The following is a 25,550-nucleotide window of genomic DNA, read 5'->3' on the forward strand; positions in this document are numbered from 1 at the left end:
CAGTCCAATTAATCACCCTATCTAAAGCAAAAGCGATTGATAGCACCCGAAAATTAATCCAAAGAGTGCGGGAAGAATTAACCCCCGACCAAAAACCGCAAGAACTCTTACAATTACAAGAACTCTTACAATTAATAGAGACGATTCTTGTTTATAAGTTACCGCTTCTCAATCGTCGGGAGATAGAAACTATGTTTAGTTTAGATGAATTAAAACAGACTCAGTATTTTCAAGATGTGCGCGAGGAAGCGCGTCAGGAAGGTCGTCAGGAAGGCAGACTAAACAAAGCATTAGAGGCGGTCCCTCGTTTGTTAGCCTTAGGGTTAAGCTTTGAGCAAGTTGCATCCGCCTTAGAGTTAGAGGTTGAACAAGTTAGAGCTATACAAAACGGGACATAAAAAATGCGATCGCCTTGTAAAATAAAAGCATGAAAACTGACACGATTTTTTATCAACTCTTTCAATCATTCCCCTCTATCTTCTTTGAATTAATTCAACTCCCTATAAGCGAAGCGAATAACTACCGCTTTGACTCAGTGGAAGTCAAACAATTTTCTTTTCGTCTTGATGGAGTCTTTCTGCCTCAAAATAATCACCCTAGATTTCATCGTAAAACCGGGGTTGGGTGAGGGGATAAAGTTATCCCCTCACCCAACCTTACTTACCAACGATTTAAGAAACCGCCACCATTACCCCAGCGCGGTCGGGAATTAAAGAAACCACCACCGTCAGACCAACCATTGCGCCAGGGCCGCGCATTAACGAAACTACCACCGCGACCATCTACCCAACCGCCAGCACGACTATTCCCCCAACCGCGATTGCCACCATCTCCCCAGCCTAAAGCTTGTAAACTAGGATCGGCAGTACCGGACGGCAGTTGGTTAACCCGTTCGCGTACAGCGCTAGATAGACGACTTAAACGCGCTTCAATGGGATTAGCCTCCTCTGAGGCGGCCTGAGCGGTGCTAGTCAGACCGAAGGCAGATAAAGCGAGAAGAAAGCCGACTAAACCAGTTTTATTGCTGATATTCACCTGAATTTATGCTCCTATTTGGCTTCTTGGGGATTAATTTGGGCGTGTTCGATAACTTTGAAGGCAAAAAACCCCTTTAATAATTCTGGGGGGATGGGAACCATGCCTTGACTACCGAACCAGCGATCGATTTGACTAACGGTGGCCGTATCATTGGTGATGTAATCCTGCATCATTTTAACAATGGCATAGTTGACATCATCCAAAAAAGTAGAGTTATTTTCGGGAACCATGCAAGCGATGCCAAAATTAGCTAGAGCTTCTTCGGGGACGATTTCGTAGATTTTAGGGTTATCTCTGAGGATTGTTCCCGCTAAAGAGATGCTATCCCCCGCTATTGCGTCGATTTTACCTGTTTTTAAAGCTTCGAGGGCTTCTTCTACGGTGCTGTAGGTAGTAACAATTGTCGCTTGCGGTTGTACTAATTTAATCACATCCACGGCCGCAGAAGTGGGAACCAAGGCGATGCGTTTACCGATTAGGGATTGAGGAGTGGAGAGATTGCTACCTTTTTTAGCTAAAATCCTAATCCCAGAAATGCTGTAACTGATGGAAAAATCGACAACTTTCGCCCTTTCCCAAGTAAAAGCCGTACTACAAGCGATATCGATGTCCCCGCTACGAATGAGATTAATTTTCTCTCCGGGTTGGTTAGCTTCCACCATTTGCAGGGTGACGGGACGACCGAGACGAGTTTCTAATCGTTTTCTAATTCGTTCCAACACATCCATAGAGTAGCCGACCAATTCCCCCTTATCATCGATGTAGGAGTAGGGAATCGCATCAAAACGGGTTCCTACGGTCAAAAATCCCGTGCGAGCCACTTTTTCCACCACTGTTTCCGCTAAACTTGCACTGGCGAGGAACATAGGTAATATGCAACCCAGTCCCACTAACTGTAAAATTTTCTTCATAAATCGAGTGCTTGCTCCCGTACAAACATAACTATACTAGAATTCGCTAAAAAATCTTCAGGGCTTCCATAATAATTTCTGTGAACTTTTACAAATTAGATGGCGGTTCAAGGCGAATTAATTGACCGTTACCTTCATCGGTGAGCAGGTATAAAAATCCTTCGGGACTTTGACGCACATCCCGCACCCTCTGACCGATGGGAATCGCTTCTTGATTGATAATTTCACCGGATTTATCCACTTCCAGACGACGAATATCCCTGGAAACTAAACCACCGGCGAATAAATTTCCCTGCCAATCAGGAAAGCGATTACCGGTATAAAAGACCAATCCTGAAGGAGCGATCGCAGGTGTCCAAATTGTTTTCGGATCGATCAGACCTAGTCGAGATTTTTCGCTGGAAACTGGGGTATTAGTGCCGTACTCTTGACTAGCAGAAACCAATGGCCAACCGTAATTTTTTCCTTTTTCAATTAAATTTAATTCATCCCCTCCTTTCGCTCCGTGTTCTGTTGCCCAGACTCTTCTAGTCATCGGATCAAAGCTGATTCCTTGAATATTCCGATGACCATAACTCCAAATTTTAGAACCCGCAAAAGGATTATCTTTCGGTGTGGAACCATCGTCATTGATGCGGATAATTTTACCTAAATGACTTTGCCGATTTTGGGCCTGTTTTCTAATTAAATCCCCCGCTAATTGTAGGGGAGGATTACCCCCGTCCCCAATCGCTACCAATAAAGTGCCATCCGGTAGCCATAATAACCGCGAACCGAAGTGTTGAGAGCCGGTTTTTGCCTGGGAAACTTCAAAAATAACCTGCACATCTCGCAAACTTGCACCATCATAAACCGCACGAGCGACGCGGGTACGATTAGCCTCCTGGTCTCCGTGGGCATAAGTTAGATAAATCCAGCGATTTTGGGCAAATTGCGGATGAATTGCCACATCGAGCAATCCTCCTTGTCCGACGGCAAAAACTTCGGGAACTCCAGCGATCGCTTTTGGTTCTAATTTACCCTCTCTAACCACTCTTAAACGACCGGGACGCTCCGTGATCAGGATTTCCCCGTTAGGTAGCCAAACCATCGACCAGGGATGCTCTAAACCCTCGATTACGGTCACTTTTTGCCATTGATTTGTCTGGGAATTATTCGCCGAAGTTAATACATTTGCACCTTGACAACTGGAGATAATTATGGTAAGCAAAACGCTGGATACTATAGGCGAGAAAATGCGATTAAGAGAAGTAAGCATTAGTTGGTAACTCCCCATACAAATATTGGTCAATTTTCCCCGACTAATCAAGCTCACCCTATTTTAGAAACCGGGCAGTTTTAAGAAACATTTTAGGCGGTTTGACTTCATTGGGCAATGCGCTCTCAACAAGAATTCCTACCCTCGTACCCACCGTTAGCTCTAAGGGAACATCGGTTTGAAGCACTGTCCGATCAAATATAGCTTCGAGTTCTTGGAAAATTACTCTTGACAGGCTATGGCCCGTTTCTAGTATATTCTGTTGGGTGTAGAGCCTAAACGTTCAATCTATTAGTATTCTTAGTATTCCTATGGTCAATCAATAGACATCCCCAAAAACTTATAAGCGAGTCACAGCAAGACAGGCAGATTAGACCGAGAGTCAAAATTAACTCTAAAGATGGATTGATCAGTGCTTGGTGTTGCTGAAATTTTGAGGTGTTGCTATGATGACTCTAGAATCTCTTCCTTTGGAGTATAGAGGCTATGACTCAAAAAGTATTAGCGAAATTAATTTCTTTTGCTGGTTGCGATAAGCTAGGACTATTCAAGATAGCGATCGCATCTTCTTGTTTGATGATTGTTCCGCAGGAGCAAGTTAGGGCTGCATCTATTTTCATAGCGAATCACAGCTTTGAAGACCCGATCGCTCCCCAACAGGGGACGACCGGATTTTATACCGATAACAATAGTCCTGTCGTTATCGGTAACTGGTATAACGCACATAGTCCCGGTGCGGATCAGGGGGTTTTGGATCCAACCAAATCTCAAATTCTTACTGGCCAAAATTGGTTTTACAATCTACAACCGGTTCCCGATGGAGATCAAGTAGCCTACAGTGACGGGGGAACTATCGCCCAGACACTTTCCGCAGTTTTGCAACCGAACACGCGATATACTTTGAGTGCGTATATCGGACGCAGAAACGTTATTGCCTTTCCAGCCAACAGTATCCAACTTGTAGCAGGTAATATTCTAGTATCTAGCAACAGTGTTACTCCCGCTGCCGGAACTTTCGAACGTGTCACCGTTAGCTATACCAGTGGTGGCGTCGGCGATCCTCTAATCGGTAAGCCATTAGAAATTTATCTGAGCTCATTTGGAAGCCACACAAATTTCGATAATGTAACCCTTGACGCTTCTCCCATTCCCGAACCTTCCGCGATATTAGGATTGCTAGGTTTCGGACTGTTGGGAATCGCTTCAAAGTTACGACAAAAACAATAAGTAGTCGTGCAAAATTAATTTCCTAGTCGGGACGGGAAACGGCTTAGATCTGTAATTAATTTTGCTTAGGTACTTAATTTAACCGAATTAGGGGTATCAAGCTTTCCTGCCACTGATTCCCGCAATAAATCTTCTGGAGAGATATCCCTAACCCTCTCAAACTTCTTAAAATTGTTTTGACAATTCCCCCAAAGGAGTTTAGCATCATGATAATAGGAATTATCAGTTAGGTGTGACTAGAATGTGATCTGATAGTCGCTTTTTTACTTTATCAAGCTATCATTCAACACTTCTGAATTCATCCATGACTCTCCCGATTTTATCATTATTGATATAATCGGTTTTTATTTCTTATCCCAATAATTGCTCGATTCCCTTATCTTGAAAAAATTGACTAAATAGGGTTTGCTAAATAAATCTAAAAACCTTGTTGGGTAAGACTTTTAGACTTTTTTCCCTTCAAAAAGTGCCAGCCATTGCGGGGATCGGGGGGAAAATTCAGGTACTTCTTCCCTGAAAATTAGGTAATTGACCCTCTCAAAATCGGTAAAACCCTACACCCCACACCCCACACCCTGCCCCCAGGAAAAACTTTTTGCCGCAAGCCCTAGTTAAACCCCATGGGGAATGGGAGTTACCTGACAATTTAGCGGCTTTTCTCCTCAACACTTAAATTAATCGTGGCGCGGGGGTTTATTGGTCGCAGAACCCGCCGGAACGACCTTGGAGGTGGGGGGGATACCTTTGAGGGAAATGAGCGTATTCATCACCGTTTTTGCCACGGGAGCGGCAACAGTGGAGCCAAAAGTATTGGCACCCTTGGGTTCATCCACCACCACCAAAACCACATAACGGGGCGATTCGATCGGTAAAATCGCGACAAAACTGGTAATTTTGGCGTTAGGTAGATAACCCCCCGTCGGACTAGCTTTTTGTGCGGTTCCCGTTTTACCTCCGATGCGATAACCGGGGATTTGGGCTGCTACCCCCGTCCCCTTGCTGACGACGGTTTCCATCATTTCCACCACTTGCCGGGCCACGGTGGGAGAAAAGACTTTTTTGCTAGGATAATCAGGCTGCCAGTGCAAACGGCCGCGGTCGTCGGCTAATCCTTTGATCACATGGGGAGTCACCAGGGTGCCACCATTGGCCAGCGCACCGTGCATCTGTACTAATTTTAAAGGCGTTAGGGATAAACCTTGACCAAAGGAAGCGGTGGCCGATTCAATGGCATTATCCAGAAATTCTGGTTCGGGTTTGAGATATCCTGCCACTTCTCCGGGTAAATCTACGCCAACCCTTTGATTTATTTCCAATCCTAATAAACTTTTATAGAAATCAACTCGCCCCATTTTTTGGGCAATTTGCACCATGGCCACGTTACTAGAGGTTTGCAGAACTTTGGCCATATCTAGCGCCCCATAACCCTGTTTAGAGGCATTTTTAATCGTCCAGGGACCGACAGTAATTGCCCCCGGATCATTGACTACTGTATTAGCTTTAATTGCCCCTGCTTCCATAGCCAGGGCGATAATAATTGGTTTAAAAGTTGACCCCGGTTCGTACTGATCGGCTACGGTCCAATTTTTAAATAGAGCCACATTGGCTTTATAGTATTCATTAGGGTTAAAAGTTGGCTCACAAACTAGGGCTAAAAGAGAACCATCAAGGGAGTCCATGACGATGACAGCCCCTCGTTTAGCATTAAATTTTTTTAGCTGTTCTCGCAAGGCCGTCCGGGCTGCTCTTTGTAGTTTTAAATCGAGGGTTACTTCTAACTGTAATTCATCAAATTGAAAGATACCATCGGGAACAAAAGCCGGTAAAATTCGCCCGTCTCCCATGCGTCTTGTATTGACAGAAAAAGGGTCTCTTTCTAATAACTGACTGGAACCTCTTTCTAATCCTGCCTGGCCACGATGTTCTTTATCTACATAGCCAATCACGTCAGCTGCCACATCGTCTTGGGGATAATAACGAGCGTATTTTTCCTCTAATTCTACACCGTCAAGAGATAATTGTTTTAAGCCCCTAGCCACGGATTCGGTTAATTGATTGGCTAAACGAATTCCTGTTTCTTTTTCTTTAAATCTTTGAATGAGTTGATTAGTGGGAATATTTAATAAAGGAGCTAATTTATCAGCCACTTCTGCCGGGGAAATAGCGAACAGTTTTGGGTGTACATAAAGAGTATAAATCAAGCGATCGGTCGCCAAAACATTACCATTACTATCGACGATCGCCCGCCGGGGAATATAGGGTCTAATACTGGTGGTTTGCTGTTGTCTGGCTCTTTTTTGCAATTCCTGTGCTTGTACTATTTGCAACTGATACAGTCGCCAAGCTAACCCCAAAATACCCATGACTAAAATCAACCACACCACCACTAATCGCCCGTTACTCAAAGGCAATTTTTTAAACTGTTGTTGCTGTTTTTTGGCGTTTAAATAGGACTTCCTGTCCCGGACTCTGCCCGAGGGCGATCGAGTTTCTTTGCTTCTAAATCGGGGTCTTTTTGTGTCAGTCATGAGCAGTATCTTTCAGTTATCAGTAAACAGTGATCAGTAAACAGTGATCAGTAAACAGAGTAATCAGTGATCAGTAAAAAGACAGTAGGAAACTTCTATTTAATACTGCACACTTAAAAACTCACATCTGATAACTTTTAACTTACCCACTGATAACTGATAACTGATAACTGATAACTGTTAATAGGCACTTCTGGGTTGAGAATTGACGGTAGATTGGGGTTGAGAAGCAGGATCCTGTTTCAGGTTAGGAGTAGATTTACGCTGTAAAAAGATAGTCTGGAAGGGTTGGGGATGAGTTAATCCGGTTTCGGGTTTTTCTGCTTGTTGAGCTAGTTGATGTTTAAGGGTTTCATTGGTGGCCAAAAGATGGCGCTCGTGACGTTGCAGTGTTTCTAGTTTACCAAATTCTTTGTCCCAAACCTTGGGAATATATACCGTCCAAGCATATATTCCCAGAGTCGAACCCAACAGACAAAAAGTAATCACGGCCACTATTCTTTCTAGGAGGCAAAGGAAACGTAATTGACGCGAGGCTAATTGTTTTTGTGTCGGGGCCACGGGAACTCTCACCACCGATTTAGTCGTCGGTTTTACTGTTGGGGTCGTCTGATTTACTGGTGACTGGGGACGAGGTTGAGTCGGTTGGCTTTTTTGGCGAGAAACGGGAACGGGAATATAGGAATTATGGGCAGCAGACATGATTTTCTCTCAATATTTCTAGCTAGTGGTCGTTGTCAAAAATTAAGTTTCTAAAATTAGGAGTCGGTCATCAGTAGTCAGTAGGAAATATTTAATTGATCACTGTTGCCTTTTTTCCTTTTTACCTTAAAATCACTGTTCTAGCTCTAGACGTAAACGATATAAGATAGTTTGCGGATGAACTTGAGCGAGAATTTGATTAATCACCGTACTTGGTCCAGATGCCCCCCAACTACAACCGCGTTCTAGATAGATTTTAGCGGCTTTCCCGATGGTATAGGTTCCATAAGCGGCAATTGCTCCCTGTAAGAGAGCGGTGCTACCGTAGAGGGTTAAAGAGGTGGGATTTTCAAAAATACTCGCCGCTGCCGCTGCCGTTTTGCCCAAACCGATAATCACAGTGCCGAGGATTTCCCCCACCAGCAACCCCGCACTACTGAAAAGTAGAGTCCGCCAGAGTTGACCAGCTTGGTGACTGGTAATAGGCAAGCCGTACAAACGAGCTAAAGCCCGAACTAGAGTCAAATCGACGATTGAAGCTCCTAGGAGGTCTAAAATAGCGATCGGATTGGCCGCAATCGCTAAAGCCTTATATTTCGCGTATTGCCAGATAATTTCCTCCGCTTGACTGTCCCGGAGTTCCAGGGTTTTTCTAGCGATATTTTCCTCCGCTTCTTGCCCTTGCACTAAAGCATTTAAGGCCAGCAGCGATCGCCCTTCCCGATTTAAAATCGTTAAGAGTTTATCTTGCAGCTCCTCAATTTGGGGGGGAGGGGTTTCCCACTCAGTCACCACGCGCCCATCAGGGTATTCCACCCGTACGGGAATCGGTTGCGGTTCGGCGGCTACCATAACTATCTCATCGCTAGTTAACAAATCTTCTAACGTTTTTTCGTCCCGATTGGTTCCTAATCTCTGTAACTGCTGAAAAATCTGGCGGCGATCAGCTTCTGGATAGAGATCAATCTTATTAAACACCAAAATGATCGGTTTTTTCGCCCCGCGCAATTCTCCTAAGGCCTCGTATTCGGTGCGGGTAATGTCCCCGGCGACGATAAATAAAATCAAATCGGCACTTTTAGCGACTTCTCTGGCCATATTCGCCCGTGCTTCTCCCTCAATCTCATCCAATCCGGGGGTATCGATTAATTCTATCTGAATTTTACCCGTGGCTGGTGTCCAACGCACCGATCGCGGCCAGCGTGTCACCCCGTGCAGGGGTCCAGTTGTCAGGACTTTTTGACCGACTAAAGCGTTTACCACCGAGGATTTACCGCGACTGACTAACCCGAAGGCTGCCACCCGAATCACCGTTTCATCCAGTTTATCCAAGGCCGATTTTAAGGACTGCAAATCCTGTTTAACGGCGGCCTGAAGTTGGGGATCGGGGGGATAATTCCAATGACGGCGAAAACTGGCATACCAAGTTAAGGCCTGTTGTAAACTAGCTTTAGCCTGATTGTAATGAGTTTCCTGGAGAGATGGGGTCTTGGTCACGGTTGTTTTTTAACTGTTTATTGATGCTGCTGCCTTTATTGTAGAGTTTCGGGGCGGTAACTGAGATGAGGTTATCTGGGGAGATGGGGACGTGGGGGTGTGGGGAGTAGGAGAGATGGGGGAATTTCAACTAAAACCCTAAAACCCTAACACCTAACATCCTACTCCGCCAATCCCAATTGACCCAATAGCTGAAGGATAGTTTTTCCCGTTACGGGATCTCGCCAATCGGGGGCAATTTCTGCCAGGGGAAGCAGCACAAAGGCCCTTTCTCGGCAGCGGGGATGGGGTATCTGTAATTCGGGCGTTTCTAAGATCAGGTCTTCATAAAATATTAAGTCTAAATCGAGGGTACGCGGTCCCCATCTTTCCCGTCGGACTCTCCCGAATAACTGCTCGATTTCTAATAATTTATGCAGTAAATCTAAGGGCGATAAATCCACTTGCACAATGGCGCAACCGTTGAGATAATCAGGCTGAGGAGGGCCGACGGCTGCGGTTTGATACCATTGGGAATGAGCTTCTAGTTTAATTCCTTTGACTCGCTCTAATTCCCCTAAAGCTTGCCCTAAAATTGTCGCTGAATCCCCTAAATTACTGCCCAGAGCGATCGCTGCCCGCTTCATCCACACCCTTCCTCAACAATAATCTCGGCTAATTCCCCTGTCGCTCCCAAAGATTTACCTAAAAACATATTGACATTTGGATGCTTTTGTGATAGTTCAAAAACTTGGGCTTCGATCGCATCCGTAATTCCACCAGCAAAGAGGAAATAGGGCAGTATAGCGATTTTTTGGCTACCTTGAGCGATTAAAATCTCGATTTGTTGGCATAAACTCGGTTCTATCGACCAATAAGCTGTAATTGCCCCAAAAAACGCCGCTAGATTTTCCACTTCCCGATTACCCCCGGGGCGACGACTACCGTGGGACAGTAAAATGCGGTCTTGGGGGCTTAAATCAGCAAATTGTCGGGATAACAGCGATTTTATCCCCTGATAACTGCCTAAATGGGGCTTTAACTCTAACTTGATCGGTGATCGCACTTTGTCCACGGCTGCGGGAATATCTTCTTTAACGTGAACCCCCGACAGGAGAAACAGGGGGATAATCTGCAACCGGTTACATCCTTGGCTTTGTGCTTGTTGGGCAAAAGCTTCTATTTGTTGATGGAGCGGTATTATCGCTAATTCTAGGGCGGCAGTCCCTACTAATACCCGATTATCTGCTTCTAGAACCGCTAGAGATGGGCTAAACTCCGATTTACTCGCCAATCTTTCGGCGGGTTGACTAATTTTTTCCTGAACTAAGGCTGCTAATTGTGTCACCGCCATGGCTGGACGCGGATCGCGACTACCGTGGAAAACCAATAAGTAGGCTGAGGAGGTCTTCAAAGAAATCTTGCCAAAATAGTTTAGTTTTTAGCCTAATACATTTTGTCTCCCTTTAGGCATCAATGCCCCTGATATTCTCAATTTAGCTGGTAAGGGGGAAACGTCCCCATTGGTGGGAAGTGCTACCATTTTACGCAATGTAAAGTGTGAGCAAATCAGCCCGCCGGCTTGAGTTAGCCTAGATATTGAGGTATAACCTAATTAATCGCCCAACTTAGTCAACGAGGCAGTTAACGTGAAAGTGGAAACAGACAGTAAACAATTACCCTCCTACGAACAACCACCCCTAATAGAAGTGGTAAAATTACCTACAGTTTTATCATCAGAATCTTGCCGGATAGACGCAGCAGAAGATGATGATGATGAACTGGATTGTCGGGGAGTTTTTGTAGTTTCTCATCAACCGAAAATCTTATTTTCCGAAGAAGTGAACATTAAATCTCAGAAAAAATCCAATTGGAAACCTTGTGTTGTAATTGATAAGTCTCGAATCGAAGATGATAACTAATGACCTTTGGTATGAGGCGGTAGATGCAAATGTTGAGTTAACCCAAGGGGATATTATTCTTAATTGTCCTGTGGTTCGTTGGGCTTCTAAATCTGTTGAGGTAAGCAATCAAACAGAAATTGAAACCCTTCGATCCTTAGTGGAAGTAGCTGAGATTGATCTGGTTGTTATCACCCAAGGCTGCGACTTAGAAAACAAGAAAGTCAACAATGTCATCCTTTGCCCTCACTTTGCTCTCAGCCAATATCAAGAAAATTGGGAACAGGCCATGAACAATATGAAACAAAATCCTACGGCCAAGGCGTGGGGGAGATATTGTGATGATATTAAAAATGGTTATATATGGAATCTTTCTATGCTCAACGAAGGAGAAATCGGCGACCTAAAATTAACTCATCGAATAGTTGATTTTCATGATGTGTACACTTTACCGAGGACTTTTTTGGAATCCTTCTTGCAAAATAAACAGCAATCTAGACTTCGTTTACGTCCTCCCTATCGTGAACATTTATCTCAAGCTTTCGCTAGATTTTTTATGCGAGTTGGTTTACCTACAGGAGTAAAAAAAGTCTGGTAATAGATAAATCACCTTAACTGGCTCTTTTGGATTTGGTGGGTAAAATGTATTCTGAGATACAGTCCTGCTGGCGAGGGAGTGGAGGGAACCACAGAGACACAGAGGACACAAAGATCGATTCTATGTAAGTTAAACTTATCACACAGAAGCTAGAAGAGCCCTTAACTTTTACCAATAACTACCTATAGGGAAAGATTGGTTTTTTGACGATTCGATAAATCCTATGGTTTCCTATCCACAGTTCCAGTTTTGTTGGTGATTTGGTTCACTTGATAACGAATTATTGCGATCGCTTGCCATTAACTAATTTTCAGCGATAATCTAAAGTCAGAGTCCATCGGGAGATAAGATCATGAACTTTCGTCTAGTTCTATTTTCAGGCCTAGTGACGGCTTTAGTCGGAGCAGGTATCGGTTATGGCATTAGCCGCATTGAACGCAATCCCAGCCAAGTCAACTATAAAAATCCCTATAGCTATCAAATCATCTATGGACGTTATTTGACCGGTGCCGGGGCAGCTCTGGGCTTCTGTGTGGGCGCGGGTTTGCAAATGGTCAAAGAACTCAAAGAAGCCAGAGATAGAGAAATGGGCATCCTAGATGATGGGTCAGAATTCTAGTCTTTTGGGGCTAATTCCTCAAGAATGATGAATTGAACGTGATTAATCGCTAAATCGCCGATGGGAACTTGGGTTTTTAACACCGGTTGTCCTTCACTGAGCATTCGTTCAAAGGGGATATCTTTGGCAATTTCCGTGTGATACCAAGCTAAACCCATAAAGAAACGATTGGGATAGGGACCGCCTTCAAAAATATCATCGGGATTGGACTCCATGGGAACCCAACCGATAGAGGGAAGATAAAATTCCATCCAGACGTGATTGTAATCCGGTTCGAGGGGTAAATTACGTTCGAGGGGATGGGGTGGGCATTTATAGCGTCCTACCGTGCGACAGGCAATACCATTGAGACGACACAAAGCCAATAATAAACCCACATATTCGCCACAGGAACCCACTCCGCGCCGCAGGGCAATATCAGGGGTGTCGATGTTGGGTTTGATGCCGTAGGAAAGCTGATCATAGACGTAGTTACGAATACTATAAACTTTTCGGAGGAGATTGGTTTCCCGACCGATCGCTTCTTCGGCAGCATTGAGGATAATTTCTGTATTCATGGCCAGATCATCATTATCGATCAAATAGCGATCGGGAAAATCGGCGGGTAAGGGGGGTAAATCTTCGCAATCTTTGGGGGTAATTTGGTATTTAATTCCCCATACTTCTAAGACTACTTTCCACCCAAAAATATGACGTTGTTTGGCGGTTATTTGATCGAACTTAAATACTGCCACCCGCTGCCCGTCTTGAATTTCTTCAATAAAAGGCAATCCCACCGCTTCGACGCTGCGAATTTTTTGCCGTGGTGTTTCTAAGGGTAAAGCGATGCGCCATTCCACATCTTTTAGTTCGATATTATAGAGAGGTTCTAATTCCTCGACGTAGGATAATTCAATCAGATAACCATTAGAAAGGGCGTATTTTTTAGCGGGATCGTAGTGAAAATATAGAGGATGGACAAAAGTACGCGGACGATAACTAAGTTCGTAAACCTGTTCGGAATTGGGATTATCGCGGATAAAGGGTTCTTGGAAAGCATAGGCCACATATAAGATATCCTTGCCACTGTTAGCATCGCGATAAAATGCTAACCCCGTCGGTGATTCAAAAGGAGTTATCATGCTAAAAAGCTGTTCTCCCGTGGCGCGATCAAGACAGTAAACCGTTTGTTCTAGGGTATCCGTTAACCAAAGTTCTTCCCCGCGAATGGTGATATTTTCGATGCCGATACCAGGCGCGTACAAACGAGTAATTTCCTGTCCCGATTGGCGATCAAATATAAAGATTTGTCCAGAACGTTGACAAGTGACATAAATTGTGTTACCAGTTACGGCGACTCCGTTAGCGGTGTAGGGAAGACGGGTGAAAAATTTCGGGGTAAAATCTTCGAGAGTGCAGCAGTAGAGATTTTCGCGGGTAGTAAACCAGAGGTTATTTTGATCATCGATTGCCAATCCCGTCGTCCCGACGAATTCTTGCCAGCGATGGGAATTAATTACGGTTGTATGACCAGTATCGAGGGCAATTTGGTATAAATAGCCGTTTTTTGCGTCGATAGCGATTAATTTGTTATCTTGAAATACAATTCCGTGCAGGGCTGTGGCGCTAATCGGGCGAATCGTTTGACGATGGGAGGGAAGACTGGCAGGATCGAAAATCATAGGAGGAAGCGAAAAGGGAGAGCGTTTTTAAGTGAATAAAACAGCAATTCTCCCCACGATAGCAAATTTTCTCGCCCTTGAATGCTCGTAATGAACTCCAATTCTGAAAAAAATGTCAAGAATTGTCACCTATAGTCCCTCTCATACCCTTGTACCTACCTACGAGTGTTTCAATCGTTGCAGTTATTGTAATTTTCGCAGGGATTTAGGCACTGATGGCTGGTTAAGTTTAGACAAGGCAAAAGAGATTTTAACTGCTTTGCAGGGTTCGGAAATTACGGAAATTTTAATTCTTAGCGGCGAAGTTCATCCTTTAGCACCCAATCGAGAGTTATGGTTTCGGCATATTTATAATTTGGGAGAATTGGCTTTAAATATGGGTTTTTATCCCCATACCAATGCGGGAATTTTAACTTTGGCTGAGATGGAAAAACTAAAAAATGTCAATCTATCTATGGGCATAATGTTAGAACAAATGACGGTGACTTTATTAGATACTGTCCATCGTCATGCCCCCAGTAAAGTGCCATCCCTGCGTTTAGAACAGTTACAATGGGCGGGAGAATTAGGAATTCCTTTTACCACGGGTTTATTATTAGGAATTGGTGAAACAGAATGCGATCGCTTAGTAACCTTAGAAACTATTGCCACTATTCATCAACGTTGGGGACATATTCAAGAAGTGATCCTACAACCCTATAATCCGGGTAAAAGAGAACAGTGGCAAAATAATCCTTTTGATCTGCAAAAATTACCCGATCTGGTTAGACAAGCTAGGGAAATTTTGCCCCCAGATATTGTCATTCAAATTCCCCCGAATTTAGTACCAGATCCTCTTTTTCTCTTGGATTGTTTAGCGGCAGGAGCGCGGGATTTAGGCGGTATTGGCATTATCGATGAAGTTAATCCCGATTACCTCCATTTACACCCCAATAAATTAAAGGAATTTTTGGCAGTTTATGGCTGGGAATTAAAGGCGCGTCTGCCGGTTTATCAGTAATCAGTAAACAGTAAACAGTAATCAGTGAAAAGATAGCACTGTTAATGCCATTTAACACTCCTTACTTAATACCGCATAATTGATTATTATTCATTCTTAATTCTCCTGACGACCGACTCCTAACCCTAACAACAATTTTTGATTTTTACCAGAGGTCTTATGATTCCCTCAAGCGAGCGCTACTGGCTCAAAAATGCCCATATTCCCGTTTCCCTCCTAGAAAATGAGGGGTTTTCTCCGCAAACCGCCGAGGGATTAACCTTAGTTAATCTGGAAATTAATGACGGTAACATTAATCGCATCACCTCAACAATCCCCCCCGAAGATAATATTCCCGTTATTGACCTCAAAAAAAAGATTGTTTTTCCTTGCTTTGTCGATATGCACACCCATCTCGATAAAGGTCATAGTTGGCATCGTTGTCCTAATAATGATGGCACTTTTGACAGTGCCTTAAAAATGGTTCTAGAGGATTCCCGACGGGAGTGGCGCTTAGAGGATGTATATCGTCGTATGGAATTCGGACTTAAATGCAGTTATGCCCATGGAACCGCCGCTATTCGCACTCATATCGACTCTTTTGGTCAACAGGCCCAGATTAGCTTAACTGCTTTGGGAGAATTGAAACGACAATGGGCCGGTAAAATCACCCTGCAAGCGGTTTCTCTAGTTTCCCTTGACTACTATCAAACCTCCGAGGGAGCGGCCTTAGCCGATAAAATTGCCGAATTTGGAGGCATATTAGGGGGAGTAGCCTACACAAATCCAGATTTACAGGCACAAATTGATATTACCTTCAAATTAGCCCAAGAAAGGGGTTTAAATCTCGATTTTCATCTGGATGAAAACGGCGATTCCGATTCTACCTGTTTAGCAGCGATCGCGCGTACTGCTATCAAAGAGCAATTTGACGGACAAATCATCTGTGGTCACTGTTGCAGTTTAGCGGTACAATCCCCTGAAATAATCCAAGAAACCCTAAATTTAGTCAAAAATGCGGGCATTGCTATCGTTAGCTTGCCGATGTGCAATCTCTACCTACAGGATCGTCAAGAGGAAAAAACCCCTTTTTGGCGCGGGACAACTAAGGTAAAAGAGATGAAAAAAGCGGGAATTCCAGTTGCTTTTGCCAGTGATAACTGTCGCGATCCCTTTTATGGTTTTGGGGATCACGATGGTTTAGAAGTCTTTACCCAAGCGGTGCGGATTGCCCATCTCGACACACCCTACGCTGACTGGGTAAATAGTGTCACCCTCACCCCAGCCAATCTGCTCGGATTGCCCCATTTAGGGCGCATTAAGACGGGTCTAGAGGCAAATTTGTTAATTTTCAAGGCTCGCTACTTTAGCGAGCTATTATCGCGACCACAGTGGGATCGCCTTGTGATTCGGCGCGGGTTGAGCATCGATACTACTCTCCCCGATTACCAAGAGTTAGATGATTTAGTTCTAGGAATTGAGCAACTCCTGTAAGGGTTTGACAAAAACCACCGATTCTAGGTTTATAGCACCATAAATATGGGGAAAGGTCTCTTTTTCTAGCTCTAAAGTGGCATTTTCTGGGTTAGGATGCTGGGGCTGCTCCCATTTAACCGGGGACTGCAATTGTTCGAGAGAAATGGCTAAAACCAGCAAGTCTGGCTGATTTTGATAAAAAGCGGCCACAACTTTCGGAATTTGTTCTAAGGTGGAGCAATGGATAAATCCCTCATTTTTTAGGGAATACGCCCGATATTCCCCCATTTCACGAGCTATTTGCCAACCTCTTTCTGTGGTGATGTGATAGATCATCGGTTCGCCTCCTACTGTCACTTTATCCCTAATTTTAGGATATAGCCTGAAGCTGTCAGCAGCCCTCAATTCTCTTAAACTAGGGGTCAGGGAATAAAGACAAGAAATTTGTCCGACCAATTACCAGAAAAAAATTGCCGATAATGGCCTCAAAATCTCTTGATAGTCTCCTTTTACCTGATATTAACCTTTTCCCCTTAAAATGAGCTTACCGAGCCAGTAACTGCAAAAATCTATGCTAGATAAAATATTTACTCCCAATCCCTACGCTGAAAAACCCGCGCCGCTGCGTCCTCGCAAGGGGGTAATTATCGGTGTTGGTCAGGTGGGGATGGCCTGCGCTTACTCGATGTTAATTCAAGACTGTTTTGATGAATTAATTCTGCAAGATATCGCCACGGATAAAGTCGAAGGGGAAGTGATGGATTTAAGGCACGGAATGCCTTTTATTGAACCCACAGACTTGAAAATGGGAACCGTGGCCGATGTGGGACAAAATGCCGATGTGGTGATTATTACTGCTGGGGCCGCCCAAAAAGAGGGAGAAACCAGATTACATCTCCTTGAGCGAAATGTGGCGATTTTTCGCCGTATTCTGGAGGATGTGGCTGTTTACTGCCCCAGTGCTTTGATTTTGGTGGTGAGTAATCCCGTCGATATCATGACCTATGTTACCCTGAAAATCACCAATTTTCCGCCTTCTAGGGTGATTGGTTCGGGTACGGTGCTAGATTCTGCCCGTTTACGCTCTCTTTTATCCACCCAACTCCATGTAGATGCGCGTAACGTCCACGCTTATATTATCGGTGAACACGGGGATAGTGAGCTTGCTGTGTGGAGTTCGGCTAATATCGGAGGAGCAAGGTTACTAGAAGGAGATTGGCAGGATTTAAGCGCAACCGACCAAGAAAGCTTAACAGAAATTTTTCTTCAGGTTAAAAACGCCGCCTATGAAATTATCAAACGCAAGGGTTATACTAGCTATGCGATCGGTTTAGCTACCACGGATATCGTTAAAGCGATTTTACGTTCCCAAGAAAGAATTCTGACTATTAGCACTCTCCTCGATGGTCAATACGGTCTCAAAGATGTGTGTTTAAGTATTCCCTCGGTGGTTAACGAGAAAGGAGTGATAAAAACTCTGAATCTTGCTCTTAGTCCCAGAGAAACGGAACAGTTACATAATTCAGCCAAAATTATGCGCGATTTAATCGATCAACTCAAAATTTAACTTAGGGTTGGCTGAATAAATCTAAAAACCTTGTTGGCTAAGATTTTTAGATTTTTTTGCCCTGAAAAAGTGCCGAACATAAGAGCGATCGAGGGGAAAATTTAGGCACTTTTTCCCCGAAAATTAGGTAATTGTGGGGTGGACTGAAGAATTAGTGCTAGACTTCCCGAAAAGTCTATTTTATTGCAGCTTGTTGTTAGGAATATGCTCTGGCTAATACGCTTTTAGTTATGATATGGGGAAAAGTTCCGGCGATGGCGCTAAAATGGGGTGATATGCTGAAAGTTTCCAATTATCTTTACTCTCAGCAGTGTTATACAGTCGGCAGAATTGTGCAAAAAGTATATTGAGATACAGAAATGCTAGGAGAATTAGTTGAAATTGTAACCAAATTATTTGAAGTCAGCGATCGCTTGAAGCAATCTGAGGATGAAGATCGAAAACGGGTTATAAAGTATTTTAACCAAGTAGGGGATTGCCTTCTGGGTATTGAACAGGAACTTAGAAATGGCAACCCCTATCATGGCAGGTGGGGCGAACTTCAGGAATATGCTAGAAATTTTCCCAAAAGCATTAGTAAAGCTATAGGTGAAGATAAAGAAAAAGAGCTATCCTTGCTATTAGAAGCAATTGTAAATAATACTCCTGAAGACGATAGCGATATTACAACAATTGCAACTACTGGTGGCAGATTTAAAGCACTTGCAGTCAATATTGCTACAGAAAATGGAGAAGCTCCACCACCGGTTAAACAACCGAAACAACCTATACCTGTAAGCCGTAGAACTGTTGTGTATGCAGCTATCGGAACGGCTACAGCCATTGCGACTGGGACGGCTGGTTGGTTTGTTCGTCAATATCAACCATCTGTTCGATGGAAGATGGTTAGCTTTTTAGGAGAAAGCACAAAGAACAAAGTAATTCTTTTTGACGCTCCATTAATGATTAGTGAACGTATTAAAGCAATAACCAACAGTCAATTTATTATCGAAGTTGATACAACTGGAGACATACTAACGGAGGAAATATTACAAAAAGTAAGTGCGGGAAGAGATATTCAATGCGGATTTAGTGGAATTTATTATGAACAAGAAAAATATAGACCCCTCTACTTTGGTTGTGCTGTTCCTTTCGGGTTGAGTCCTCAAGAACAAACTGCTTGGCTCTCATATAAAAAAGATCCTAACGACCAGCTAACTTATATACAAAGTCTTTACAGAGAAATAGGTTTGAATGTAATTCCTTTTCCAGCAGGAGCGACAGGGGGACAGATGGGAGGTTGGTTTAAGAAAGAGATTAATACAGTTGCAGACTTCAATGGGTTAATTATGCGTATTCCTGGATTGGGAGCAGATGTATTATCAGATTATTTCGGTATCAATACAGATAAAAAGATTTTTGGAAAAGCACTCTCAATAGAAAAAATATCTACCGAGCTTGAAAAAGGCACTATACAAGCTGCTGAATGGATTGGACCGCACGATGACTTTCAGTTAAATTTGCATAAAGCAGGAGCTAAATACTACTACTATCCTGGATGGTGGGAACCAAGCACAACTTTTGATGTGCAAGTCAACAAAGATGCTTGGGAAAATTTGCCACCAGAGTATCAAAGAATATTTGAGGCTGTTTGCCATGAAACCTACACAAAGATATTATCCGAATATGATCGAAGAAACGCTCGGACGCTTGGAGATATAAGGAAGTTAGAAAGTTCAGGAAATATCAAAATCCTACCATTTCCCGATGAGGTTCTACAGGTAGCTCAAGCTAAAACAGAGGAACTTCTTAAACTGTATGATGCGAATCCGCAGTTTAAGGAAGTACATGATGAGTGGGAAGGATTTAAAACACAAATGAGAAGTTGGGATGATTTATCCGACTTAACTAAAATAATGTCTCGTTTAAATCAACCCATAAATATGGTAGTGCAGTAGGTGGTTTAATTAGTAGTGTGGTTGGTCTGGTTTTTGGTCTTTCGGATAATGTAAATTCACAGTCTTGAATGCTGCTTGACCTTGATTGGGTAAGCGATAACTGAGAATATCTCCTTTAGCGATCGCCGCTCTGGTAGGGTGCGTTAATGAAATGTAACGCACCTCTTTTTTCTCTAGCCGTAGTACCATGCTCATTCATTGAAGCAAGTGATTGTAAGCTAACGGGGTTTTTTGATTTTTGAAAAGGCGATCGTTAGTTACCGTCCTGACTTAAAAAATAGCCAACTGCACGCTGAAGCTGTTCCATCCCTTGTTGCAGTTGGTCAATACGAGCCTTAGATTCCTCCATTTGTTGAGCAGTAGCTTCCACAAACCGATCAATACGCCGATTCGTTGCCTCACTGATTGCTGCTAATCTGTCAATATTGCTTTCTATTCGCTCTATTCCCTTAGGAAATTAATTTTGCACGACTACTTAATAGGTTTGAGGTTGAAAATTATCGGGAATATCTAATTCAAATACTTGGTCATGAATCCGAGCTACATAAAGCCCTTCTTGCAGAATTTTTTCGCGTAATTCTGGGGATAAATCCACCGCCGCTAATATGCCATAGAGTTTTTTATCTTTGTGTTCAGGAAAAAAGCGGCGAAACCGTTGCAAAATACTTTTTAATTGTGTAATAGAATCCTCTCTGGCATGACTTTTAACCTCAACGATATAAGCAGTATTTAGCTCACCATTGGTATAGGCAAGAACATCAATTTCTAGGTGTTGTCCTTCTTTACTGACTCGGACACTGGGACTAACAACTTCCATACCAAAGCGTTGTCTGAGAATCGTTTCCATTGAAGGAAGGGCAAGTCCTTCGGTAAAGCTGCCGAATTTGGCACCGAGTCCCCCAATTTGTTTGCCCAGTTCCTTGAGTTGTTTGTTAGTTTCCTTCTGTTGTTGGGCGTTTTCCTGGAGTTGTCGGTCAGTTTCCCGGAGTTGTCGGTCAGTTTCCTTGAGTTGTTGGGCGTTTTCCTTCTGTTGTTGACTAACTTCTTTTAATAGTAGTTCAGTCTCCTTCTGTTGTTGACTAACTTCCTTGAGTTGTTTGTCAGTTTCCTTGAGTTGTCGGTCAGTTTCTTTTTGAGCGGTAGTTAATTCGGCTAAGAGTCGCCATACATCTTCGGATGTGGTTGCCATAGATAATTTTTTCCTTCTGATCTGGTCTATTGCTATTTTAGTCAATCGCGCCGGTACTTCCTAATTGTTAGCCTTCAATGCTCTCTTTTTTGTCCACTACATCTTATACGATTTTAGATGAGCTTACCCTAGCAACCTTAAGCGAATACTACCGTGCGATTAGCGTAAACCAAAACGCGATTTTGCAAGTGTAAACGGACTGCTCGCGCTAACACCACCCTTTCTAAATCCTTACCTTGACGAATTAAATCTCCCACGGTATCGCGATGACTAACTCTGACCACATCCTGCTCGATAATTGGCCCCTGATCGAGATCGGCAGTGATATAATGGGCGGTGGCTCCAATAATTTTTACTCCTCGATCGTAAGCCCGTTGATAGGGATTAGCTCCCGCAAAAGCTGGTAAAAAAGAATGATGAATATTGATAATATTGGGAAAAGAGTTAATAAAATTTGGGGTGAGAACCTGCATATATTTAGCTAAAATCACTAAATCTATCCGGTATTCCCGCAGTAACTCTAATTGTCTGGCTTCCTGTTCAATCTTGGTTTCGGCGGTAACGGGAAGATGATAAAAATCAATACCAAATTGATTGGCAACTGATTGTAATTCTCGATGATTGCTAATAATTAAAGGAATTTCTGCCCTAATTTCTCCCGCCTGTTGTCGCCATAATAAATCGAGAAGACAATGATCCTGTTTTGTCACCCAAATAGCTAGACGCGGGACAGTATCGGAAAAATGTAGGGACCAACTAGCCTGCAAAGGTTTGGCAATAGCGGCGAAAGCTGGTTCGATCATCCCACGGGACAAATTAAACCCTTCTAATTGCCATTCTATCCGCATCAGAAACAATCCCGCCGAAAAATCCGTGTGTTGGTCAGCGTGGATAATATTGCCGCCATTAGCGTAGATAAAATTAGCGATTTTCGCCACCAGACCAATCTGGTCGGGACAAGAAATTAACAAGGTTGCAGTGGCAGCAGTCATAAATTATCGCCGGCAAGAATTGACTTTTTCTACCCCTAATTTATTACAATTTTAGCCACTTCGTCCCTTAGATACACAAAAAAGATCGATTCAATTTCCAGTCAAACTGATAGGCTTTTCCCTTGCTCAGAAGTGGCAAAATGCCGCTCGATTAGGGAGGCTACATCTTGGGGAGCTACCTGATTATAATGCTTTTTATCGGGCATAACCACCAGATTCGGGCCTTTTTTGCACTGTTTTAAACAGCCAGTTAATTTAATATTCACCGCTTCTCCCAGTCCTTTTTCCTCTAAACTACTCTCTAACCTTTGGCAGACTCTCGCACCGCCATTTTTCCAACAATCGGACTTCTGACAGATTAAGACGGTGGCTTTTTTCGCTTTTGCTGGAGCCACTTCTGGGGTTTTTTCGCCAGATAAATGCTCAATCCCCAGTACCCTCAGTTTTAATTTTCCCTTCTTTGAACAAAGACTACTTTCTCCCGTCACTTTTAGCCATGAGTGGAGAGCAATATTAAGAGGTATGTGGTCTCGCAGTGTTTTTTCGGGCTTAAACCAATATTCCCGTTTATCAACACTGATTCTCAGGTATTTTACCTTATATCCGTCCTTAAGGACAAAACCGAGGAATTGACCGACCACTTGAAAGGGAACCATGGTACTTGCAGATTTTGACATACTTTCTCACTTTTTACTCTCAGATTGCTAATTTTTCTCAAGGATTATGCCTGCCAACAGGTTTCCAGCTAACCAATTAAAGAGCCTCGGGAAACCTCTACCTGTCGCAGGACAATCCACAGCTGTAAAAGTTGAGCCGGTCCATCAATGCGAACCTGCAAAAGCTGATGGAGCCAGCATTTACATTCAATGTCTAGGTCCTGGAGCCGGTGGTAGAGCTGCCAGCGATCCCAAGCACTAAGATTGAAGATTTTCTCACCTTCCGATAGCCATTTGTCTATACTCATGGGGCTTTTAATTGAGAACTATTAGCAATATAACTCTGGGCTGATGTTCTCAGTATAACCGACAACTGCAAATAATTATCAATAACCTGAAGAAAAAAAGTTACCCGGTAGCGGCGATCGGCTAAAATCTGGCTATTGTTGCCTTGTCCGCTTTGCCGACAGGAATCCCTACCGCCTACAATTGTCAAAGGGATAAAAATGGAGATAACAAGATTTATTGACGAAAATTATGGATAAAAAAGCTCAAAAAAACGATAATTCAGCAGTTCTCTATTTTGATGGTGGTTCTCGCGGCAATCCGGGGAGAGCAGCCGGTGCTGCGGTAATAGTTTTAGCCGAGGGCAATTCCTTGACTACGACTAGATATATGGAGAGAGCCACTAATAACGAGGCTGAATACACGGGATTGATTATTGGATTGGAAAAAGCCCAAGAATTAGGCTTAAAAAGCCTAGAAATTCGTGGAGATAGTCAATTAGTCATCAATCAAGTTAAGGGAGACTGGAAGGTAAAAAGCGATAGTTTACGTCCCTTTTATCAGCGTGCTTGTCAATTAGTCACCCAATTCGATCGCATTAGCTGGTGCTGGATTGAACGAGCTAAAAATAGTGTGGCTGACGCTGCTGCTAATCAGTGTATGGATGCGGCGAAAAAATCGCCAGAAAAAGCGGAGGAAGGCGAAACTAATCTCGATATTCTGCTCCAATCCCTGAAACCAATCCTAAATACTGAAGAATTCGTTTTCTCTTCCCTAACAGCAACAGCACTAGAACAGCTACAATTAAACCCTATCTGCCAATTTCAGGAAGAGGAGGGCATAACGGTGATTATTCCCCGTCAGCAAGCCGATCGCAAGAATTTACAGTACAAATATATTTATAGACAAATTACTCTTTCTGTGCATTCTAGTTTAGCGGCGGTGGGATTTTTAGCGGTGATTAGCAAGAAACTGTCCGAAGCAGCAATTAGCGTCAATGTCATTTCTGGTTATTATCACGATCATTTATTTATCCCTAGGGATAGGGTGACAGAAGCGATGGCTATTCTCGAAGAAATTAGCCGCTCATAACAGTTATCAGTTATCAGTTATCAGTTATCAGTTATCAGTTATCAGTTATCAGTTAGCAGTTAGCAGATGTGAGTTTTCAATTCACTCATTACTGTTTACTGTTCACTGAAAAAACAGGATTTATTATTATTTGCCCTCCTCTGAGGAATTTTTCACCGTTTCTTCTAGGAAAACTACCGGTTCTTTTTCCCGTTGCTGCGAGCGGATGATATCGATGGTACTTTTCAGCACACTAGCGATGGGAACTGCTATCAATAAACCGAGAATTCCTGCCACTTTGCCACCGATAAAAAGAGATAGAATAATCCAGACGGGATTAAGTCCGATCATACCTCCCATTAACCGAGGGGCGATGACATTATCATTAATTTGACCCACAATAATAGTCAGGGTCAAAACCTTTAACCCTAACCAAAAATCTTGAAACATCAGTAGGGTACTAATGCCAATAATGGTAAAAGCACTGGCAAAAGGAATTAATGTGGTTAGACCGATCGCCACCCCGAATAATAGGGCATAATCGACCTTGAGAATCACAAAAACAAAAATTTGAGCAAGGCTGAGAATTCCTGCTAAAATGGTTTGACCAGCAAAATAGGTTTCAAAAGTTTGACGAATAATCGTTCTTAATTTGAGATTCCAAGGAGCAGGAATCCAGCTTAAAATTCCCTCCCAAATTTGTTCGCCATAGAGAACCAGAAAAACAGTTAGAACCAGAACAAAGAGAATGTTTAGGATACTGTTGATAGTTCCCAGCACAAAGCTTAGTAATTGAGTGCTAAGAGTTTGTAAAACATTGGTTAGTCGCTCCGATAACTGGGTGATTGATTGCTCGATATAAATCGCATATTTCTGAGTTTTATCCCACTTTTCTAAATTTTGTATCTGTTCGGTTCCCGACTCGATCCACTGGGGCAAACTATTGATTAAACTGCTTAATTGTTCGACAATCTGGGGAATTAAAATTAAACCTAAAACAATCAAAATTAATAGGGCAATTAAAAAGACAATAGCGATCGAACCACTGCGATTAACCCCGCGTCTTTGCAGCAGTTTGATGGGAACATCTAAGACAAAAGCTAGTAAACTAGCAGTGACAAAAATACTGACTAAGGGTTCTAGGTAGCTAAATAATTGGAATAATAACCAGCCATTGAGAAATAAGAGCGGAAAAACTAGACTTAGCCGCAACCAACGAGGTAGTTGCTTAAAAAGCTCCATCATATAACTAATTTTGTCCTGAGAGAGTATCGAGGTAAAAAGAGACTTTTCTAACCAGAAATCCTCTTTCAATCTACCATCTCCTCGCTACCTTTCGAGTCCCCAGTAATCCTGAAACTCTTATCTTAACCCTATGGAGCTAAGCGGATTCGAACCGCTGACCCCCTCAATGCCATTGAGGTGCTCTACCAACTGAGCTATAACCCCGCGAAGACCATCTTTGAATATAGCTTAAAT

The 25,550-nt window shown here is 43.1% G+C and carries 28 protein-coding genes and 1 tRNA gene; 11 read left to right on the forward strand and 18 right to left on the reverse strand.

The features are described from left to right. Both IM496_RS16200 and IM496_RS16205 read left to right on the forward strand, forming a co-directional pair. A partial coding sequence (locus tag IM496_RS16200) for a DUF2887 domain-containing protein (RefSeq protein ID WP_287662552.1) occupies positions 1–398 on the forward strand: 398 nt, incomplete at its 5' end. A 29-nt stretch (positions 399–427) separates the two neighbouring features. After that, complete coding sequence (locus tag IM496_RS16205; protein WP_416209704.1) at positions 428–628, forward strand: DUF2887 domain-containing protein; 201 nt, start codon at positions 428–430, stop codon at positions 626–628. A gap of 32 nt (positions 629–660) precedes the next feature. On the opposite strand, the gene grrA is transcribed toward IM496_RS16205, so the two are convergent. The 3 genes from grrA to IM496_RS16220 all read right to left on the reverse strand — a co-directional run bounded on the left by grrA (position 661) and on the right by IM496_RS16220 (position 3,207). Beyond that, a complete protein-coding gene (grrA, locus tag IM496_RS16210; RefSeq protein WP_002796868.1) occupies positions 661–1,035 on the reverse strand; it encodes a GrrA/OscA1 family cyclophane-containing rSAM-modified RiPP in 375 nt (124 codons plus the stop codon). A 14-nt stretch (positions 1,036–1,049) separates the two neighbouring features. After that, a complete protein-coding gene (grrP, locus tag IM496_RS16215; protein WP_287662553.1) occupies positions 1,050–1,949 on the reverse strand; it encodes an extracellular substrate binding-like orphan protein GrrP in 900 nt (299 codons plus the stop codon). 88 nt (positions 1,950–2,037) lie between these two features. After that, positions 2,038–3,207, reverse strand: a complete 1,170-nt coding sequence (locus tag IM496_RS16220) for a PQQ-dependent sugar dehydrogenase (protein WP_287662555.1) — start codon at positions 3,205–3,207, stop codon at positions 2,038–2,040. 486 nt (positions 3,208–3,693) lie between these two features. Here IM496_RS16220 and IM496_RS16225 point away from each other — a divergent pair, with 486 nt between their 5' ends. Beyond that, complete coding sequence (locus IM496_RS16225; RefSeq protein ID WP_287662557.1) at positions 3,694–4,434, forward strand: PEP-CTERM sorting domain-containing protein; 741 nt, start codon at positions 3,694–3,696, stop codon at positions 4,432–4,434. Between the two features lie 674 nt (positions 4,435–5,108). On the opposite strand, the gene IM496_RS16230 is transcribed toward IM496_RS16225, so the two are convergent. From IM496_RS16230 to IM496_RS16250, 5 genes are all read right to left on the reverse strand, one after another. Next, positions 5,109–6,962 (reverse strand): peptidoglycan D,D-transpeptidase FtsI family protein, encoded by a 1,854-nt coding sequence (locus tag IM496_RS16230; RefSeq protein ID WP_194016623.1) that lies wholly within the window; start codon positions 6,960–6,962, stop codon positions 5,109–5,111. Positions 6,963–7,142: 180 nt separating this feature from the next. Beyond that, positions 7,143–7,664, reverse strand: a complete 522-nt coding sequence (locus tag IM496_RS16235) for a hypothetical protein (protein ID WP_287662558.1) — start codon at positions 7,662–7,664, stop codon at positions 7,143–7,145. 132 nt (positions 7,665–7,796) lie between these two features. Continuing rightward, positions 7,797–9,161: a GTP-binding protein gene (locus tag IM496_RS16240; protein ID WP_194016627.1), complete on the reverse strand. Its 1,365-nt coding sequence runs from the start codon at positions 9,159–9,161 to the stop codon at positions 7,797–7,799. A gap of 161 nt (positions 9,162–9,322) precedes the next feature. After that, positions 9,323–9,787 (reverse strand): 2-amino-4-hydroxy-6-hydroxymethyldihydropteridine diphosphokinase, encoded by a 465-nt coding sequence (folK, locus tag IM496_RS16245; protein WP_194017399.1) that lies wholly within the window; start codon positions 9,785–9,787, stop codon positions 9,323–9,325. Continuing rightward, positions 9,784–10,554 carry a sirohydrochlorin chelatase gene (locus IM496_RS16250; protein WP_502861849.1) on the reverse strand — a complete coding sequence of 257 codons (771 nt, stop codon included), beginning with the start codon at positions 10,552–10,554 and terminating at the stop codon, positions 9,784–9,786. The genes folK and IM496_RS16250 overlap by 4 nt, the downstream gene beginning before the upstream one ends. 235 nt (positions 10,555–10,789) lie before the next feature. Between IM496_RS16250 and IM496_RS16255 the strand changes: the two genes are divergently transcribed. The 3 genes from IM496_RS16255 to IM496_RS16265 all read left to right on the forward strand — a co-directional run bounded on the left by IM496_RS16255 (position 10,790) and on the right by IM496_RS16265 (position 12,258). After that, entirely contained in the window at positions 10,790–11,062 is a 273-nt protein-coding gene (locus tag IM496_RS16255; protein ID WP_194017401.1) for a hypothetical protein, read from the forward strand. Then, positions 11,052–11,639: a hypothetical protein gene (locus IM496_RS16260; protein ID WP_194017403.1), complete on the forward strand. Its 588-nt coding sequence runs from the start codon at positions 11,052–11,054 to the stop codon at positions 11,637–11,639. The genes IM496_RS16255 and IM496_RS16260 overlap by 11 nt, the downstream gene beginning before the upstream one ends. A 352-nt stretch (positions 11,640–11,991) precedes the next feature. Continuing rightward, a complete protein-coding gene (locus tag IM496_RS16265; protein WP_104395524.1) occupies positions 11,992–12,258 on the forward strand; it encodes a hypothetical protein in 267 nt (88 codons plus the stop codon). Here the strand turns inward: IM496_RS16265 and IM496_RS16270 are convergent. Beyond that, positions 12,255–13,919 (reverse strand): transglutaminase domain-containing protein, encoded by a 1,665-nt coding sequence (locus IM496_RS16270; RefSeq protein ID WP_194017405.1) that lies wholly within the window; start codon positions 13,917–13,919, stop codon positions 12,255–12,257. The genes IM496_RS16265 and IM496_RS16270 overlap by 4 nt on opposite strands. Before the next feature lie 112 nt (positions 13,920–14,031). Here IM496_RS16270 and cofG point away from each other — a divergent pair, with 112 nt between their 5' ends. Next, a complete protein-coding gene (cofG, locus tag IM496_RS16275; RefSeq protein ID WP_194017407.1) occupies positions 14,032–14,919 on the forward strand; it encodes a 7,8-didemethyl-8-hydroxy-5-deazariboflavin synthase subunit CofG in 888 nt (295 codons plus the stop codon). A gap of 159 nt (positions 14,920–15,078) precedes the next feature. Further along, positions 15,079–16,392, forward strand: coding sequence for a cytosine deaminase (locus IM496_RS16280; RefSeq protein WP_194017409.1), 1,314 nt, complete (start codon positions 15,079–15,081; stop codon positions 16,390–16,392). Here IM496_RS16280 and IM496_RS16285 read toward each other — a convergent pair. After that, positions 16,369–16,710, reverse strand: coding sequence for a DUF952 domain-containing protein (locus tag IM496_RS16285; RefSeq protein ID WP_194017411.1), 342 nt, complete (start codon positions 16,708–16,710; stop codon positions 16,369–16,371). The genes IM496_RS16280 and IM496_RS16285 overlap by 24 nt on opposite strands. A 235-nt stretch (positions 16,711–16,945) precedes the next feature. Here IM496_RS16285 and IM496_RS16290 point away from each other — a divergent pair, with 235 nt between their 5' ends. Further along, positions 16,946–17,941 (forward strand): L-lactate dehydrogenase, encoded by a 996-nt coding sequence (locus IM496_RS16290; protein WP_287662562.1) that lies wholly within the window; start codon positions 16,946–16,948, stop codon positions 17,939–17,941. Positions 17,942–18,300: 359 nt separating this feature from the next. Beyond that, entirely contained in the window at positions 18,301–19,878 is a 1,578-nt protein-coding gene (locus IM496_RS16295; protein WP_287662563.1) for a TRAP transporter substrate-binding protein, read from the forward strand. 9 nt (positions 19,879–19,887) lie between these two features. On the opposite strand, the gene IM496_RS16300 is transcribed toward IM496_RS16295, so the two are convergent. From IM496_RS16300 to IM496_RS16325, 6 genes are all read right to left on the reverse strand, one after another. Beyond that, positions 19,888–20,067: a hypothetical protein gene (locus IM496_RS16300; protein ID WP_149978258.1), complete on the reverse strand. Its 180-nt coding sequence runs from the start codon at positions 20,065–20,067 to the stop codon at positions 19,888–19,890. A 286-nt stretch (positions 20,068–20,353) separates the two neighbouring features. Next, positions 20,354–21,067 carry a DUF3782 domain-containing protein gene (locus IM496_RS16305; RefSeq protein ID WP_287662566.1) on the reverse strand — a complete coding sequence of 238 codons (714 nt, stop codon included), beginning with the start codon at positions 21,065–21,067 and terminating at the stop codon, positions 20,354–20,356. A gap of 137 nt (positions 21,068–21,204) precedes the next feature. Continuing rightward, positions 21,205–22,059 (reverse strand): formyltetrahydrofolate deformylase, encoded by an 855-nt coding sequence (purU, locus tag IM496_RS16310; RefSeq protein ID WP_104395533.1) that lies wholly within the window; start codon positions 22,057–22,059, stop codon positions 21,205–21,207. A 101-nt stretch (positions 22,060–22,160) separates the two neighbouring features. Further along, on the reverse strand, positions 22,161–22,736 hold the full coding sequence (locus IM496_RS16315) for a (2Fe-2S) ferredoxin domain-containing protein (RefSeq protein WP_287662568.1): 576 nt from the start codon (positions 22,734–22,736) through the stop codon (positions 22,161–22,163). 68 nt (positions 22,737–22,804) lie between these two features. Then, positions 22,805–23,023, reverse strand: coding sequence for an Asr1405/Asl0597 family protein (locus tag IM496_RS16320; RefSeq protein WP_104395535.1), 219 nt, complete (start codon positions 23,021–23,023; stop codon positions 22,805–22,807). Continuing rightward, positions 23,020–23,211 (reverse strand): hypothetical protein, encoded by a 192-nt coding sequence (locus IM496_RS16325; protein WP_110579288.1) that lies wholly within the window; start codon positions 23,209–23,211, stop codon positions 23,020–23,022. Before IM496_RS16325 ends, IM496_RS16320 begins: the two co-directional genes overlap by 4 nt. Positions 23,212–23,252: 41 nt before the next feature. Between IM496_RS16325 and IM496_RS16330 the strand changes: the two genes are divergently transcribed. Then, the gene (locus IM496_RS16330) at positions 23,253–24,092 is read left to right on the forward strand and encodes a reverse transcriptase-like protein (protein WP_194016504.1); all 840 of its coding nucleotides are present in this window, start codon (positions 23,253–23,255) and stop codon (positions 24,090–24,092) included. A gap of 126 nt (positions 24,093–24,218) precedes the next feature. Here the strand turns inward: IM496_RS16330 and IM496_RS16335 are convergent, their stop codons facing one another. Together IM496_RS16335 and IM496_RS16340 are read right to left on the reverse strand one after the other, a co-directional pair. Then, entirely contained in the window at positions 24,219–25,316 is a 1,098-nt protein-coding gene (locus IM496_RS16335) for an AI-2E family transporter (protein WP_104395537.1), read from the reverse strand. A gap of 131 nt (positions 25,317–25,447) precedes the next feature. Further along, positions 25,448–25,520 (reverse strand) — tRNA-Ala (locus IM496_RS16340). Positions 25,521–25,550: the final 30 nt, after the last annotated feature.

This window comes from Microcystis sp. M049S2 (genome assembly GCF_020245625.1).
GTDB lineage: Bacteria > Cyanobacteriota > Cyanobacteriia > Cyanobacteriales > Microcystaceae > Microcystis > Microcystis ichthyoblabe_A.

Excerpts from the sequence above, each read along its gene's own strand:
- IM496_RS16295 (WP_287662563.1), top strand. The coding sequence starts at position 18,301 with ATGCTAGGAGAATTAGTTGAAATTGTAACCAAATTATTTGAAGTCAGC.
- IM496_RS16260 (WP_194017403.1), top strand. The coding sequence starts at position 11,052 with ATGATAACTAATGACCTTTGGTATGAGGCGGTAGATGCAAATGTTGAG.
- IM496_RS16285 (WP_194017411.1), bottom strand. The coding sequence starts at position 16,710 with ATGATCTATCACATCACCACAGAAAGAGGTTGGCAAATAGCTCGTGAA.
- IM496_RS16270 (WP_194017405.1), bottom strand. The coding sequence starts at position 13,919 with ATGATTTTCGATCCTGCCAGTCTTCCCTCCCATCGTCAAACGATTCGC.
- IM496_RS16315 (WP_287662568.1), bottom strand. The coding sequence starts at position 22,736 with ATGTCAAAATCTGCAAGTACCATGGTTCCCTTTCAAGTGGTCGGTCAA.
- IM496_RS16305 (WP_287662566.1), bottom strand. The coding sequence starts at position 21,067 with ATGGCAACCACATCCGAAGATGTATGGCGACTCTTAGCCGAATTAACT.
- IM496_RS16220 (WP_287662555.1), bottom strand. The coding sequence starts at position 3,207 with ATGCTTACTTCTCTTAATCGCATTTTCTCGCCTATAGTATCCAGCGTT.
- cofG (WP_194017407.1), top strand. The coding sequence starts at position 14,032 with ATGTCAAGAATTGTCACCTATAGTCCCTCTCATACCCTTGTACCTACC.
- IM496_RS16205 (WP_416209704.1), top strand. The coding sequence starts at position 428 with ATGAAAACTGACACGATTTTTTATCAACTCTTTCAATCATTCCCCTCT.
- IM496_RS16290 (WP_287662562.1), top strand. The coding sequence starts at position 16,946 with ATGCTAGATAAAATATTTACTCCCAATCCCTACGCTGAAAAACCCGCG.
- IM496_RS16225 (WP_287662557.1), top strand. The coding sequence starts at position 3,694 with ATGACTCAAAAAGTATTAGCGAAATTAATTTCTTTTGCTGGTTGCGAT.
- IM496_RS16300 (WP_149978258.1), bottom strand. The coding sequence starts at position 20,067 with ATGGTACTACGGCTAGAGAAAAAAGAGGTGCGTTACATTTCATTAACG.
- purU (WP_104395533.1), bottom strand. The coding sequence starts at position 22,059 with ATGACTGCTGCCACTGCAACCTTGTTAATTTCTTGTCCCGACCAGATT.
- IM496_RS16265 (WP_104395524.1), top strand. The coding sequence starts at position 11,992 with ATGAACTTTCGTCTAGTTCTATTTTCAGGCCTAGTGACGGCTTTAGTC.
- IM496_RS16230 (WP_194016623.1), bottom strand. The coding sequence starts at position 6,962 with ATGACTGACACAAAAAGACCCCGATTTAGAAGCAAAGAAACTCGATCG.
- IM496_RS16335 (WP_104395537.1), bottom strand. The coding sequence starts at position 25,316 with ATGATGGAGCTTTTTAAGCAACTACCTCGTTGGTTGCGGCTAAGTCTA.
- IM496_RS16330 (WP_194016504.1), top strand. The coding sequence starts at position 23,253 with ATGGATAAAAAAGCTCAAAAAAACGATAATTCAGCAGTTCTCTATTTT.
- folK (WP_194017399.1), bottom strand. The coding sequence starts at position 9,787 with ATGAAGCGGGCAGCGATCGCTCTGGGCAGTAATTTAGGGGATTCAGCG.
- IM496_RS16280 (WP_194017409.1), top strand. The coding sequence starts at position 15,079 with ATGATTCCCTCAAGCGAGCGCTACTGGCTCAAAAATGCCCATATTCCC.
- IM496_RS16320 (WP_104395535.1), bottom strand. The coding sequence starts at position 23,023 with ATGAGTATAGACAAATGGCTATCGGAAGGTGAGAAAATCTTCAATCTT.
- IM496_RS16235 (WP_287662558.1), bottom strand. The coding sequence starts at position 7,664 with ATGTCTGCTGCCCATAATTCCTATATTCCCGTTCCCGTTTCTCGCCAA.
- grrP (WP_287662553.1), bottom strand. The coding sequence starts at position 1,949 with ATGAAGAAAATTTTACAGTTAGTGGGACTGGGTTGCATATTACCTATG.